This is a genomic window from Micromonospora sp. IBSANI012 (genome assembly GCF_052814045.1).
In genome coordinates, this window is record NZ_CP199933.1 from 6,516,374 (window position 1) to 6,530,737 (window position 14,364).

At 72.4% G+C, this 14,364-nt stretch carries 13 protein-coding genes; 9 read left to right on the forward strand and 4 right to left on the reverse strand.

Features of this window, described 5'->3' with window-relative positions; all coding sequences use genetic code 11:
* Positions 1-69: 69 nt before the first annotated feature.
* Genes ACTWM8_RS30190 through ACTWM8_RS30200 form a run of 3 tightly spaced genes read left to right on the forward strand, consistent with a single transcriptional unit; the run spans position 70 to position 2,553 of the window.
* The gene (locus tag ACTWM8_RS30190) at positions 70-801 is read left to right on the forward strand and encodes a phosphocholine cytidylyltransferase family protein (protein WP_446211890.1); all 732 of its coding nucleotides are present in this window, start codon (positions 70-72) and stop codon (positions 799-801) included.
* On the forward strand, positions 789-1,856 hold the full coding sequence (locus tag ACTWM8_RS30195; RefSeq protein ID WP_446211891.1) for an iron-containing alcohol dehydrogenase family protein: 1,068 nt from the start codon (positions 789-791) through the stop codon (positions 1,854-1,856). Before ACTWM8_RS30190 ends, ACTWM8_RS30195 begins: the two co-directional genes overlap by 13 nt.
* The gene (locus tag ACTWM8_RS30200; protein ID WP_446211892.1) at positions 1,831-2,553 is read left to right on the forward strand and encodes a CDP-alcohol phosphatidyltransferase family protein; all 723 of its coding nucleotides are present in this window, start codon (positions 1,831-1,833) and stop codon (positions 2,551-2,553) included. Before ACTWM8_RS30195 ends, ACTWM8_RS30200 begins: the two co-directional genes overlap by 26 nt.
* A gap of 119 nt (positions 2,554-2,672) precedes the next feature.
* On the opposite strand, the gene ACTWM8_RS30205 is transcribed toward ACTWM8_RS30200, so the two are convergent.
* Positions 2,673-3,929, reverse strand: coding sequence for a glycosyltransferase family 4 protein (locus tag ACTWM8_RS30205; RefSeq protein WP_446211893.1), 1,257 nt, complete (start codon positions 3,927-3,929; stop codon positions 2,673-2,675).
* A 137-nt stretch (positions 3,930-4,066) separates the two neighbouring features.
* Between ACTWM8_RS30205 and ACTWM8_RS30210 the strand changes: the two genes are divergently transcribed.
* The 6 genes from ACTWM8_RS30210 (at position 4,067) to ACTWM8_RS30235 (ending at position 10,232) form a co-directional block, all read left to right on the forward strand.
* A complete protein-coding gene (locus ACTWM8_RS30210; protein WP_441143853.1) occupies positions 4,067-4,927 on the forward strand; it encodes an Fpg/Nei family DNA glycosylase in 861 nt (286 codons plus the stop codon).
* 268 nt (positions 4,928-5,195) lie between these two features.
* On the forward strand, positions 5,196-6,767 hold the full coding sequence (locus tag ACTWM8_RS30215; RefSeq protein WP_446214717.1) for a sugar transferase: 1,572 nt from the start codon (positions 5,196-5,198) through the stop codon (positions 6,765-6,767).
* A gap of 69 nt (positions 6,768-6,836) precedes the next feature.
* Positions 6,837-7,397 carry a cysteine hydrolase family protein gene (locus ACTWM8_RS30220; protein WP_446211894.1) on the forward strand — a complete coding sequence of 187 codons (561 nt, stop codon included), beginning with the start codon at positions 6,837-6,839 and terminating at the stop codon, positions 7,395-7,397.
* A gap of 124 nt (positions 7,398-7,521) precedes the next feature.
* On the forward strand, positions 7,522-8,745 hold the full coding sequence (locus tag ACTWM8_RS30225; RefSeq protein WP_446211895.1) for a sensor histidine kinase: 1,224 nt from the start codon (positions 7,522-7,524) through the stop codon (positions 8,743-8,745).
* Positions 8,742-9,512: a LytR/AlgR family response regulator transcription factor gene (locus ACTWM8_RS30230; protein WP_446211896.1), complete on the forward strand. Its 771-nt coding sequence runs from the start codon at positions 8,742-8,744 to the stop codon at positions 9,510-9,512. The genes ACTWM8_RS30225 and ACTWM8_RS30230 overlap by 4 nt, the downstream gene beginning before the upstream one ends.
* A gap of 63 nt (positions 9,513-9,575) precedes the next feature.
* Positions 9,576-10,232 (forward strand): DUF5701 family protein, encoded by a 657-nt coding sequence (locus ACTWM8_RS30235; RefSeq protein ID WP_446211897.1) that lies wholly within the window; start codon positions 9,576-9,578, stop codon positions 10,230-10,232.
* Between the two features lie 60 nt (positions 10,233-10,292).
* On the opposite strand, the gene ACTWM8_RS30240 is transcribed toward ACTWM8_RS30235, so the two are convergent.
* From ACTWM8_RS30240 to ACTWM8_RS30250, 3 genes are all read right to left on the reverse strand, one after another.
* Positions 10,293-11,534 (reverse strand): WD40/YVTN/BNR-like repeat-containing protein, encoded by a 1,242-nt coding sequence (locus tag ACTWM8_RS30240; protein ID WP_446211898.1) that lies wholly within the window; start codon positions 11,532-11,534, stop codon positions 10,293-10,295.
* Complete coding sequence (locus ACTWM8_RS30245) at positions 11,521-12,042, reverse strand: RNA polymerase sigma factor (protein WP_446211899.1); 522 nt, start codon at positions 12,040-12,042, stop codon at positions 11,521-11,523. The genes ACTWM8_RS30240 and ACTWM8_RS30245 overlap by 14 nt, the downstream gene beginning before the upstream one ends.
* Before the next feature lie 110 nt (positions 12,043-12,152).
* The gene (locus ACTWM8_RS30250; protein WP_446211900.1) at positions 12,153-14,258 is read right to left on the reverse strand and encodes a choice-of-anchor D domain-containing protein; all 2,106 of its coding nucleotides are present in this window, start codon (positions 14,256-14,258) and stop codon (positions 12,153-12,155) included.
* Positions 14,259-14,364 lie beyond the last annotated feature (106 nt).

Here is a 14,364-nt window from a genome sequence, read left to right on the forward strand (position 1 = left end):
GCGGCAGCCCCACCGTCACGCGGGGCTATCCTCCACGGTGACCTGGAGTCGTACGAGGGAGGACCCCGCATGATCGGGATGGTGCTCGCGGCCGGTGCGGGGCGCCGACTGCGCCCGTACACCGACACCCTGCCCAAGGCGCTGGTGCCGGTGGACGGTGAGACCACCATCCTGGACATCGCGCTGCAAAACCTCGCCGAGGTCGGGCTCACCGAGATCGTGATCGTGGTCGGGTACGCCGCCGACGCGGTCGTCCAGCGCCAGGCGGCGCTCGAGGAGCGCTACGGCGTCCGGCTCACCCTCGTGCACAACGACAAGGCCGAAGAGTGGAACAACGCGTACTCGCTCTGGCTGGCGCGGGAGCACTTCGCCCGGGGCGTGCTGCTGGTCAACGGCGACACCGTGCACCCGGTGAGCGTGGAGAAGACCCTGCTCGCCGAGCGTGGGCCGGGCATCCTGCTGGCGATCGACAACATCAAGGCGCTGGCCGAGGAGGAGATGAAGACCACCTTCGACGCCGCCGGCCAGCTCACCCGGATCACCAAGATCATGGACCCGGGCGAGGCGTACGGGGAGTACATCGGCGCGACGCTGATCGAGCCGCAGGTGGCCGACGCCCTCGCCGACGCGCTGGAGGCGACCTGGCGGCGTGACCCCAACCTCTACTACGAGGACGGCTACCAGGAGTTCTCCGACCGGGGCGGCGAGGTGCGCGCGGCGCCGATCGGCGACGTCTCGTGGGTCGAGGTCGACAACCACGCCGACCTGGCCCGGGCGCGGGAGATCGCGTGCCGCTACTAGCTCGTAGTGTGCTGACCCCGCTGCACATCGACGTGCGGCGGGGCGCGGTGGCGGATCTCGGAACGATCCTTGCCGACGGCCGGATCTCTTCCGGCGGTGACGTCGCGGTCGTGGTCGGGCCGGGGCAAGGGGAGAAGGTCGCCGACCTGGTTCGCCCGGCGCTGCGGTCGGCGGACGTGTTCACCGTCGCCGGGGGCAGCCTGGAGGCCGCCGACGACCTCGGCGGCAAGCTCCGAGCCCGGTCGTACGACGCGGTGGTCGGGATTGGCGGCGGCAAGACCATCGACGTGGCGAAGTACGCCGCGACCCGCCGGGGCCTGCCGATGGTCTCGGTGGCGACGAGCCTCGCGAACGACGGGATCGCCTCCCCGGTGGCCAGCCTGATCACCGACGGGATCAAGGGCTCCTACGGGGTGCACATCCCGATCGCGGTGATCGTGGACCTGGACTTCGTGGAAGCCGGCCCGGAAAGGCACAGCCGCGCCGGCATCGGCGACGTGGTCAGCAACCTCAGCGCGTTGGCCGACTGGGAACTGGCCCGCCAGGTACGCGGTGAGCCGTTCGACGGACTGGCCGCCTCGCTCTCCCGGGCGGGTGCCGAAGCGGTGATCAACCATCCAGGCGACATGAGTGACGACGTCTTCGTCACGGTGCTGGCCGAGGCACTGATCTCCAGTGGCCTGGCGATGGCGATCGAGGGCACCAGCCGACCGGCCAGCGGCGGCTGCCACGAGATCATGCACGCCGTCGACGCGCTGTTCCCGGGCACCGCCTCGCACGGGGAGCTGGCCGGGCTCGGCGCGCTCTTCTGCACCTTCCTGCGCGGAGACAAGCGCCGGTTCGCCGAGATGTCGGCCTGCCTGGCCCGGCACGGCCTGCCCCGGCTCCCCGCCGACGTGGGGCTGACCGACGAGCGGTTCGTCGAGGCGGTGCAGTTCGCGCCCTCCACCCGGCCGGACCGGTACACCATCCTCGAACACCTGGCGATGTCGCCTACCGAGACGCGGGAGCGGCTGGCAGACTACGCCGGTGCAATCCGCGACCACTGTGGCTGACCCCCGTCCCACCGTTGCCGACTTCCACCGGGTCAACCGGGGCGGCGGCTTGTTCAGCGAGTCGCTCAGCCAGTGGCTCGGCGCGGTCTTCGCGCTGGTCGCCCAGCGCCTGGGGCTGCGCCCGACGGCGCTGACCATCGCCAACCTGGTGCTCGGGCTGGCCACCTCGGTGGCCGTGGTGGCGCTCGCCGACCGGGTCGCCGCCGGCGACGTACCGGCCTGGGTGGTCGGGCTGGCCGCGCTGGTCGGCTGGCAGGTCGCGTACTCGCTGGACTGCGCCGACGGTCAGCTGGCCCGGGTGACCGGGCAGGGCAGCGCGGCGGGCGCCAGGGTGGACGTGCTCTGCGACGTGGCCGCCCAGATCGCGCTGGTGGCCGCCCTGGCGGCGACCGCCGTGGCGCAGCGGCCGGAGACGCCGACCTGGCTGGTCGCGGTCTTCGCCGGCACCTGGATGGTCAACCTGGTGACCTCGGTGATGCAGGCCGGCCCGAACGCCGCCAGCATGGTCACCTCGACCTCGCTGCCGGTACGCCTGGTGAAGCTGGTCCGCGACTACGGCGCGGTGATCTTCGTGGCCGCGCTGGTCCTGATGCTCGCCCCGGCCCTGACCTTCTGGGTGATCATCGCCTTCACGATCGTCAACGGCGGCTTCCTCCTGGCCAGCATCGCCTTCTCCGCCCGCGCCTCCCTCCGCTGACCCCCACCCCCTCCTGCCGCACTTTCAGAGAAAGAGTGGCTATTTCGGCTCCGAAAGCCACTCTTTCTCTGAAAGTGCACGCGAGAAGCCGGCGTGCGGCGGCTGCGGGGGGGGCGGGGTCAGGGGCGGGTGAGGGAGGCGTAGATGTCGAGGAGGCGCTTGGTGACCACGTCGGGGTGGAAGGTCTGCTCGTAGCGGATCCGGGCCGGCTGGGACAGCGCGGCGGCACCGGCCCGGGCGACCGGGAAGGCGGCGGCCATCGCGGCCGGCTCCGGCGGGACCACCCAGCCAGCGGTGCCGGTCACCACGCCGGCGGGCAGCGGCGCGACCCCCTCGCCGGGGACCGCGGAGGCGATCTCCGCCGGCCCGGTGCCGGCCGGCTCGCGAGGACCGTCCGCCCCGACCAGGTACGGGATGCCGCCGAGCGCGGTGCCGAGCACCGGCCGCCCACTGGCCAGCGCCTCGATGATCACGGTCGGCAGGACGTCGTGCCACATCGACGCGGCGATCACCACCGCGCTCGCCTCGACCGCGGCGCGTACCCCGGCCCGGTCGAGCTGGCCCAGGTAGACCACGTCGGCCCGGTCCGCGGCGGCCGCCTCGACCAACGGTCGCAGCTCGCCGTCGCCGGCGACGCGCAGCGTGCCCAGCGTGCCCACCGGGTGCCGGCGCCACGCCTCCAGCAGCAGGTCGAGGCCCTTCTCCGGGGTGAGCCGGGCCATGTAGAGGAACCCGTCGCCGAGCGGGGCCGGCCGGCCCGGGTCGGGCACGGAGTTGGGCTTGACCACGATCCGCTCGTCCGGGATGCCGTAGTCCCGCAGGTGGTCGGCGATCGCCGAGGTCAGCGCGATGAACCGGTCGACCGAGCGCCAGGTGCCCCGGTGCACGGCCAGGGTGGTCGCCATCAGGGCGCTCTGCGCGCGGGAGTTGCGGTAGCAGCGGTGCACGACCGCCGGCACGCCGAGCGCCCGGCCCTTGCAGTCCTGGCAGATCATCCCGTCCCGGAAGTAGATCCCGGAGGAGCAGACCTGCCGGTAGTTGTGCACCGTCTGCACCACCGGCACGCCGTGCCGGTGCGCGGTCCGCACCACCCAGGGCGAGATCAGCGGGTACGGGTTGTGCAGGTGCAGCACGTCGGGGCGGTGCGCGGTGAGCAGCCGGGACAGGTCCTCCTGGGCGCGCGGGGCCCAGATCGGGGAGATCGGCAGCAGCGCCTTGGCCGCCTTCGACATCGACGGGATCTCGTCGGAGCTGCGGATGAACGGCAGCACCTCGACACCGGCGTCGGTCAGCTGGGCGATCTCCGAGTCGACGATCGTGTTCTCGCCGGAGGGCTGGGCTTCCCGGTACCGGTTGTGCGCCACCACGATTCTCACGGAGCTCGCCTTTCGTTCGCGACTGGGCCGCTCTCTGCTCGCGACTGCGGGGCTCGCAAAGCTCGCTCCTCGCACTCGCGGCGGAGACTCGCAAGCTCGTTCCTCGCGCTCACGGGAAAGAAGGCTACCGTTGGAACGTGCCCGAACTACCGGAGGTGGAGGCGCTCGCGGGTTACCTGCGTGAGCGCGCGGTGGGGCGGCGGGTCGACCGGGTCGAGGTCGCCGCGATCAGCGCCCTGAAGACGTACGACCCGGCGCCCTCGGCGCTGTCGGGCCGGGCGGTGGTGGACGCCCGCCGGCACGGCAAGTTCCTCGACGTGGTGGTCGACGGCGGCCTGCACCTGGTGGTGCACCTGGCCCGGGCGGGCTGGCTGCACTACCGGGAGGCGTTTCCGTCCACCACCCCGCTGCGCCCCGGCAAGGGCCCGGTCGCCCTGCGGGTACGCCTTGACGACGGCTCCGGCTTCGACCTGACCGAGGCGGGCACCCAGAAGAAGCTGGCCGTGTACCTGGTGACCGATCCGGCGCAGGTGCCCGGGGTGGCGAAGCTGGGGCCGGACGCGCTCGGCGCCGACCTGCCCACCTTCGCCGAGCGGCTGCGCAGCCGGCGGGGCCAGGTCAAGGGGGTGCTGACCGACCAGGCGGTGCTCTCCGGGGTCGGCAACGCGTACTCCGACGAGATCCTGCACGCGGCGAAGCTCTCGCCGTTCGCGATCACCGACCGGCTCACCGACGACCAGCTGGCCGCGCTGCACGCGGCGACCCGGGCGGTGCTCGGCGACGCGGTCCGCCGCTCGCTGGGTCAGCGGGCCGCGGAACTGAAGGGCGAGAAGCGCTCCGGCCTGAAGGTGCACGCCCGAACCGGCCTGCCCTGTCCGGTCTGTGGCGACACGGTGCGGGAGGTGTCCTTCGCCGATTCGAGCCTGCAGTACTGCCCGACCTGTCAGACCGGCGGAAAGCCCCTGGCTGACCGTCGGTTGTCTCGGCTCGTACGGTGAGTGACGACACTCGGTGATTACGGAGAGGAATCGTCCCGGGCGCGTGGAAGCTGCCCGTCCGCGCCTCTACCGGGGCCGCCATCCATCGGTATAGTGGCTCGGTCCCCGGCTTCGAAAACTGACGTGGAGCCGGCCGGATCCCTGCTGGCAACACCAGGCGCAATGTCCTTCGGGTCAGCGTCCGGCCCACTGGCAGCGTGGGAGACTGGAACGGTGGGCGACCCGGGCCCCTCACTGCGAGTGAGCGGCGCGTGTCATGCGGGAGGACATGGGTGAGGTGACGACAAGCCTCCAGCGCCCGGTAACCAACACAGGCCGGAGCAAACTCGTGCGGCACGTCGACAGCTTCGAGATCCAGCCGCCGACGCCGCCGTCGCACAACGGCGTCCCTCGGTCGGCGTGGGCGAGGGCCCGACGCCGGGTGTCGCGCTGGCACCGCCCGTACACCGTCGCCCTGCTGCTGCTCGACTTCGCCGCCGTGATGCTGGCCGACTGGATGGCCCAGGAGGCGTTCGGCCAGGCGCGGGCGGGTTTCTACAACGCCCAGGAGGACCCCACCTGGTTCTACACGGTGGCGTTCCTGCTGCTGCCGCTCGGCTGGGTGGTCATCCTCTGGGGCAACCGCGCCTACGACCGGCGCTATCTCGGCCTGGGTCCGGACGAGTTCAAGCGGGTCATCCGGGGTGGGGTGGCGGTCGCCGCGACGGTCTCCTTCATCGCGTTCGCCACCAAGACCGACCTTTCCCGCTACACGGTCGGTTTCGCCCTGCTCGGGGCATTGACGCTGGTCCTGGTGGGCCGGCTGACCGCCCGCTTCCTGCTGCACATGGTCCGTCGCCGGGCCGGCCACGCCGGGCACCGGATGGTGCTGGTGGGCACGCTGCCGGAGTGCCTGGAGGTCTTCACGGCGGTCACCCGCAACCCGGGCGCCGGCCTGGTGCCGGTCGCCATCCACATCACCGACGGGTACGCCGCCGCCCGGGGCATCGAGACCCCGGTGCCGGTGTACGCCGGCCGGGACGTCCTCGCCCTGGTCCGCGAGGTCGGCGGCGACACCATCGCGGTCTGCGGCTCGGCCAGCGCCGAGCCCGGTGAGCTGCGCCGGCTGGCCTGGCAGCTGGAGGGCTCCGGCGTCGACCTGGTGGTCGCCCCGCAGTTGACCGACATCGCCGGCCCCCGGGTGCACATCCGCCCGATCGAGGGCCTGCCGCTGCTGCACGTCGAGGAGCCGACCCTGTCGGGTCCGGCGCTGCTGATGAAGAGCCTGATGGACCGGGTCGGCGCCGGGCTGGGCCTGCTGCTGCTCGCCCCGCTCTTCGCGGCCGTCGCCCTCGCGATCCGGATCTCCGACCCCGGGCCGGTCTTCTTCCGGCAGCCCCGGGTGGGCCACGAGGGCCGCACCTTCCGGGTCTGGAAGTTCCGCACCATGTACGTCGACGCCGAGGATCGGCTGGCCGGCCTGGTCGACCAGAACGAGACCGACGGCATGCTGTTCAAGATGAAGCAGGACCCCCGGGTCTTCGCGGTGGGCCGCTTCCTGCGCGCCTCGTCGCTGGACGAGCTGCCCCAGTTGATCAACGTGCTGTGGGGGGAGATGTCGCTGGTCGGGCCGCGTCCGCTGCCCGCCGACGACGGCGACTTCCTGGGTGACGTGCGGCGCCGGCTGCTGGTCCGGCCCGGCATGACCGGGCTGTGGCAGGTCTCCGGCCGCTCCGACCTCTCCTGGGACGAGGCGGTCCGGCTGGACCTCTACTACGTCGACAACTGGTCGCTGGCGTACGACCTGAGCATTCTGTGGCGGACGGTGGGCGTGGTGCTGGCCCGCAAGGGCGCGTACTAGGGCGGGTCCGCTGTCGGTGGGTCGGCCTACCGTGGGCGGAAACGGAAGCCCGACGTGGGTGAGGCAGACATGACCACACTCGAGAACCGGCCGCACACCGCACTCCTGGTCGTCGACGTCCAGAACGGCGTCGTCGAGGGGACCCACCAGCGCGACCCGGTGGTGGCCAACATCGGCAGCCTGGTCGAGAAGGCACGCCGGGAGGGGATCCCGGTCGTCTGGGTCCAGCACTCCGACGAGCAGCTCGTTCGGGGCAGCGAGGACTGGCGGATCGTCCCCGAGCTGACTCCGGGCGAGGCCGAGCCGCTCGTCGAGAAGAGCTGGGCCGACTCCTTCGACGGCACCACCCTGGAGAGCGTGCTGTCGGGCCTCGGGGTCGGGCGGCTCGTCGTCGTCGGCGCCCAGACCGACGAGTGTGTCCGCTCGACGCTGCACGGCGCGGTCGTGCGGGGCTACGACGCGACCCTGGTCAGCGACGCCCACACCACCGAGGACCTGACGGCCTGGGGCGCGCCGCCGCCGGAGCAGGTCATCGCGCACACCAACCTGTACTGGACGAACCACAGGGCGCCGGGACGGTCGGCCGGGACGGTCGCGACCAGGGAGGTCGACTTCGCCCGCGCGTCCTGACGCGCGCCGGACGTGGGCAACCGCCACGGGACGGCACCCCCGGTCGGGCGTCGTCGGTGCCCGACCCCGGGGGCCGACCCGGTTAGGGCTTGGCCTGGCGGCCCGCAGCGGCAAGGATCGCTGCGTGGATGGCAACCTCTCCGCCGCCGTCGGCGTCGTCTCGCTGGTCACGGCGCTGGCCGCCGCGCTCTGGGCGGTGCTGCGGCTGCGGGGCCGGCGAGGCATCGCCACCGCCACCCAGCGGGCCACCTACGAGGTGCTGCACACCGCCGGCCTGGCCGCCGAACCGCTGCGTACCGGCCTGAACCCGGCCGGCGCGGCGAAGGCCGTACGTCACCTGCGGACCCTGGTGGGGGCGGCCGGGCTGGCGCTCACCGACTCCGACACGCTGCTCGCCCTCGACGGGCGCGGCGGGCACCACGGCGACCAGCTGCTCGCGGCGGCCCGGCGGACGGTGGAGGCGGGCCGGTCGACGGTGCTCGGCGAGTCGGAGCTGCACTGCGACCGGGTCGACTGTCCGGTACGCGGGGCGGTGCTCGCGCCGCTGAGCGCGCAGGGCCGGGTGGTCGGGGCGCTGGTGGCGATCGCCGACGCCCCGCCCGCGCCCGGGCTGGTGCAGGCCACCCTGGAGACCGCGCACTGGGCCGGCAACCAGCTCGCCCTGGCCGAGCTGGACTCGTCCCGGGAGCGGCTGGCCCGGGCGGAGATCCGGGCGCTGCGCGCCCAGATCAGCCCGCACTTCATCTACAACGCGCTGACCGCGATCGGCTCGTTCGTCCGCACCGACCCGGAGCGGGCCCGGGAGCTGATCCTGGAGTTCGCCGAGTTCACCCGGTACTCGTTCCGGGCGCACGGCGAGTTCACCACGCTGGCCGAGGAGCTGCGCTCGATCGACCGCTACCTGACCATCGAGCGGGCCCGGTTCGGCGACCGGTTGCAGGTGCGGCTGCAGATCGCGCCGGAGGTGCTGCCGGTGACGCTGCCGTTCCTCTGCCTCCAGCCGCTGGTGGAGAACGCTGTGCGGCACGGGTTGTCCCGCAAGCCCGGCACCGGCATGGTGAGCATCGAGGCCCGGGACGCGGGCGCCGAGTGTCACATCACGGTGGAGGACGACGGAGTGGGCATGGACCCGGCCACGCTGACCGCGGGAATCGCGGAGCTGGCCCGCGCCGGCAGCGACCCGACCGACGACACCGGCCAGCACGTCGGCCTCTCCAACGTCGACGAGCGGCTCCGGTCGGTCTTCGGGGACCGGTTCGGCCTGGTCGTCGAGACCGGCCCCGGCTCGGGTACGAAGGTGAGCTTGCGGGTGCCGAAGTTCCACCCCGGCGTACGGGCGGGATCGTGACCGTGAACGCGACGACGGGTTTCCTCCGGGTGCTGGCGGTCGACGACGAGCCGCCGGCGCTGGACGAGTTGGCGTACCACCTGCGGGCCGATCCCCGGGTGGCCCGGCTGCACACGGCGGGCGACGCGACCGAGGCGCTGCGGGTGCTCCGCGACGCCGACGTGGACGTGGTCTTCCTGGACATCCGGATGCCCGGCCTGGACGGGATGGAGCTGGCCCGGGTGCTGCGCCGGTTCGCCCGGCCGCCGGCGATCGTCTTCGTCACCGCGTACGACGACGGCGCGGTGGACGCCTTCGACCTCGGCGCCACCGACTACGTCCGCAAGCCGGTACGCGCCGACCGGCTGGCCGAGTCGCTGCGCCGGGTGATCGGCTCCCGCGTGGTGCCGTCGCACCCGGCGGCCCTGGCCCGGGCCGAGGAGGACCCGACCATCCCGATCGAACTGGCCGGAACGACGCGGATGCTGCCCCGGTCGGCGGTGCGCTGGGTGGAGGCCCAGGGCGACTACGCGCGGCTGCACACCGCCGACGGCTCGCACCTGGTCCGGGTGTCGCTGGCGACGCTCGCCGAGCGCTGGGCCGACGCCGGGTTCGTCCGGATCCACCGGTCGCACCTGGTGCAGCTGAAGCTGATCGCCGAGCTGCGGCTGGTCAATTCGGGCTACGTGGTGGTGATCGACGGGACGGAGCTGCCGGTGAGCCGGCGGCACACCCGGGAGCTGAAGGACAAGCTGGTGCGGGCGGCCAAGCAGGATTGGAATCGCTGAGCGGGAATAATCCCGGACAGTCGTACACTGTACGGTAGGCCATACGACAACGGGAGGCCAACCGTGACCGTGTTCGACCCCGCCACCGAGTTCGACCGCCAGCTCGACGGGCTGATCCGCCTGGGCTACCCGGAGCTCGCCGGGCTCACCGAGACCGCCTTCCGCGACCTGGTCGCCCCGCTGCGGGACGCCGCGGTCAGCGGCGCGGCCGGGCTGCCCGCCCCGACCGAGGCTCGGGTGCCGTTCCTGCTGGTGACCACCCGCGACCTGGTCCCGGTGCCCGAGCGGCTGGCGCTCACCACGCTGGCCGGCAAGCGCAAGCCCGGCTTCCTCGACCGGAACTTCCCCCTCGACGACCTGCCCCGGTTCGACCCGATCAAGGAGCTGGAGGCGCCGGCCGGTCCGGCGTACCTGCTCTTCGACGTCGACCGGGGCGAGGAGTTCCGCAACCTGGCCCCGGCCGCCGCGATGGAGCAGATCACCGCCCAGGACCGGTTGCCGCTCACCATCGACGAGGGGATCGCCTTCATCACGCACTTCCCCGCCGCGCTGGCCAGCAACCGATGCTTCTCGCTGGTCGGGTCGCGCTGTGGGGACAAGCGGGTGCCGGCGCTCTGGATCAGCCAGGGCGCGCCGAAGCTCGGCTGGTGCTGGTACGGCAACCCGCACACCTGGCTCGGCTCCGCCACCGCCCGGCCCGAACGGGTCGGCCTGAAGTGACTGCGCGGCGCCGGCAGGGAATGCCTGCCGGCGCCGCCCTGCGGGGCCGTTCCCGGCCGATCACATGGGGAGCGGGAAACGGGTCCAGGTCCCGCCATCGGCAGTGAGAAGCACGTGGTCCGCGCCGAGCGCGGACATGTCGTCCCGGCCGTAGAGCCAGGCGTAACCGGGACCGGCCCCCACCGCGCCGTCGCGCCGGTCGTACTCGCGTGCGGTGGTGAAGTGCCGCCCCCCGTCCCGGCTCACCAGCAGCGACGAGGTGAGCTCCGGCGTGGAGTTGCCCGAGTGGGCGACCAGTAGGGAGCCGTCCGCGCCGATGACGAGGGGCCTGTGCCACGGCACCGCGGGCAGGTCGGTGCCGACGTCCGTCCAGGTCGCTCCACCGTCCGTGGTGTGCAGCAGCTGTGACGGACCCACGACCTCCATCGGCTGCGCGCCGGGCGGCGGCGGAGGTTCGATCAGCAGGTACGCCTCCCGGGCGCTGACCCCGGCCACCGCGATCACGTCCGCCCCGGCGGCCGGCCGCCAGGTGTTCCAGGTGGCGCCCCGGTCCGCGCTCCGGGCGACCACCATGGGACGGTCGATCTCACCCGGCGGGTAGGTCACCCAGATCGTTCCATCCGTGCTCGGGTAGATGCTGAACGGCGGGTAGGGCGACGGTTGTTCTCCGCTGAGCCGGTAGACGGTCCCGGTGGAGGGGTCCACGGCGACCGGCTGGCGGAGCGCCCCGCAGCCCTCCTGGCAGTAGACGGGACGGGCCTTCGCCGGGAAGGCGGACACCGTGACCACGACCTGCTCCTCGTCCCGCCACGTCCGGCCGTAGTCCGTGGAGAGCCGGAACCGGTCGCCGTCTCGGACCAGGTAGGAACGCTGCCCGAGGACGGAGAACTCCACATCGGCATCCTCGTCTCCGTAGGCGTTGGTCCGGCACGTCGTCGCTCGGTAACGGGCCGCGTCGTAGTCGGTCCAGCTGCGCCCGCCGTCGTCGGTGTGGGTGAAACGGATCGTGCACGAGCCGTGCTCCACACCCACCGCTGAATCGGGGCCGGTCATGAAGAGCTGGGTGCCGCGGTCCCGCGCCCGCGGCGGGGGCGTCGGGTCGGCCCAGTCGATCCCGCGCCCGCCCGCCGCCAGGGGCAGGGCCGCCATGCCGGCGAAGACGACCACGAGGGCGATCGCGATGCCGCCTGAGCGCCGCCTGCGGCGGGCCCGGGCGGTCGCCCACAGGTCGTCCAGGGGCGGCTGCCGGACGGCGTCCACGACCGTGTCGACGTCGAAGCCGGTGAACTCACGATCGGACATCGATCCTCCCGGTGCTCGTGCTGTCGGTGACGTCGGAGTCGGTGAGCAGCGCCGCCAGCGCCTGCCGGCCCCGGGACAGGCGGGACTTCACCGTCCCCGCGGACACGCCCAGGGTGGCCGCGACCTCGTCCACCGGCAGGTCGACGAGGTAGTGGAGGGCCAGCGCGTGCCGTTGCCCGGCCGGCAGCTCGCGCAACGCGGCGAGCAGGGCCAGGTGCTCGGGCGAGCGGTCGGCGACCGCCGGCGGCGGGCCGATCCGGCGCAGCAGGCCGTCCAGCACCCGCCGACGCCGGTGCCGGCTGCGGGCCACGTTCACCGCCACCCGGCGCAGCCACGCCTCCGGGTTCTCCAAGCCCGCAAAGCGCCGGGGCGCCGCCAGCGCGCGCGTGAACGCCTCCTGGACCGCCTCCTGCGCCTCGTTCAGGTCGCCGGTCACGGCGTACAGCTGGACCACCAGCCGCCGGAAACAGCCGGCGTAGACCTCGGAGATCACATCGCCGTCGGACACCGTCACCTCCCTTCTCCACCTGTCCCACTCCCGGGCGGGGCGGAAGGTTCCCGACACGCCGACAGGGCGCCCCGGCCGAGCCGGGACGCCCTGTCGAAGGGTGGCGGGAGTCAGCCGGTCGTGCCGACGCGGCTCCCCGAGTCCAGGAGCGCGAAACGCGGGGTTGCGGCGACCTTCGCCGCCGCCGGGTCGCTCGCCGTGCCCGGGTAGAGCCAGAAGGTGCCCACCACGTCGGCGACCAAGTGCGTGCTGCCCGAGAGGTTGTGCGCGTTGAACGCGTCCTGAGGACCGATCCCGGTGAACACGGCGTTGGAGACGATCTGCCCGGCGGCCGGGTTGAGGTTGCTCGCCGTCGGCTTGGGCAGGCCCAGGTCGGCCGGCCACACGGTGATCACGGTGTTGTTGGTCGGTGACACGGCGGTCACATTGGTCACCAACGCCTCGGTGTCCGCGGCGACCACCCTGGACGGCGCGGTGATCTTTCGGGTCACGTTCGCGCCCAGCGCACCGGCGGTGCCGAGCCCGGTGCGGCTGTCCAGGATGCGGGTCGGGCTCAGCGAACGGAAGCGCAGCCCGTCCGGCACCTTGCCGTCGTCCATTACACCGACCAGGTCGACCACCACGTTCGAGGACTGCGACGTGAAGACCGCGAAGGACGGCACGGCGGCCGGCGTGCCACAGTCGGTGCAGAGCCTCGTCTTGACGATGGTCAGGTTCGGCACGATCTTGCCGGCACCGTAGTTGACCGTCGAGGAGGTCGGCACCGGGCCGTCACCCGACCAGACGCTCAGGAATCCCGACCTCGCCGGAGCGACCGCGGTGACGTTCAGGACCAGGCCCCGGACGTGTCCGTTCAGGTCCGGGCCGAAGTCGGTCCAGATCTCTGTCGCACTCCCGGCCGGGATGGCGCCGCCGTCGGTGCGCGAGTCGTAGAGCCGGGTCGGGTTGACCGAGCCGTACTGGCCACCCACCCCGACCTGGTTTCGCACCGACTCGGCGCCGGCGTAGAAGCCCATCACGTCGACGACCACATCGGTCGAGCCGCTGCGGTTGTAGACGGCGACCCGACCGGCCGCGCCGACCTTCACGGTGACGTTGTTGGAGCCCAGCCAGCTGGCCGGGAAGTTGATCGACGAGGCGTTCGGCCGGCTCTCCCCGGCGGGGTAGACGGCGAGGAAGCTGCTCGCCGTCGGGCCGGTCACCGTCACGTTGAGCACCACCGAGCCGACCCCGTCGGCGGGCACCCCGCCTCGACCGGCAACATCCAGTTCGACGGTCTGGCCGGCGCCGATCTTCGCCTTCGGCGCGCCCAGCCCGGACCGGGTGTCCATCAGCCGCTGGGGGGCCAACGGGTAGTACATGCCCGTCACGCCCTCGAAGGCCCAGTAGCGCAGCGGCAGCAGGCGCTGGCCGTAGCTGCTGTTGTCGGGCAGCACGAGGTTGCCATAGATCTCACCGCTGCGGCTCGCGCGGGTCGCCACGGTCATCGTGCAGGTGCCGCCCGGCGCGATGGTCCGACCGGAGCAGGTGTCGCCGGTGATCGCGAACTGTGCCGAATCGGCGCCACCCAGGCTCGCCTGGCCGAAGACCTCGGACGTGCTGCCCAGGGAGGTGAAGCTGACCGTACGGATGACCGGAGTGGCCCCGACCTCGACGGTGGTGCCGAACTCGAGGAAGCTCACGTTCGGCACGGCGGCCAGGTAGTCCAGATCCGAGTTCCACCGGATCTCGCCCCGGAGCGACTCAGGCTTGCGTTCACAGTGGAACTCATAGGACGCCGCAAAGGAGGTCACGGCCTGGGTGGCCGGGTCGCGGCCCACTTCCCTGACGGTGATCGAGCCGTAATTGTCGCTGCACCCCCGCCCGCTGGACGAGATGTTCAACATGCCGTTCTCGGTGTCATACAAGGGAAGAGTCGGGTACGTCTGTCCCGCTGTCCAGGACTGGCCGCTCGGCGGCCGCATGCTCGCGTCGACGTACTCCGACCCCCCGGCCCAGGTGGCGTAGACCGAGAACCCCTCGTTGGCGGCGTTCACCGACATCTGCGAATTGCCGGCGTCCCAGACACGGGAGTCGCGGATGGGGAAGCCGCCCGTATCGCCGACGTCGGCGGTGAAGACCGTGTAGGGCGCCGTCGGAGCGGCGTTCGCCGCTTCCGGTACCCCCGACACCACACCTGTCACGGCGACGACGACGCCGAGCAGCGCGCGGAGCATATGCATGGAGACCCCGAGATGTACGAGAGGGGGAAAGAGTCGGCCCAGGCTAGAAGCCGTGCTCGGCGGATGGCAAGGTGGTGAGCCACCTCCGCCCGGAACCGGC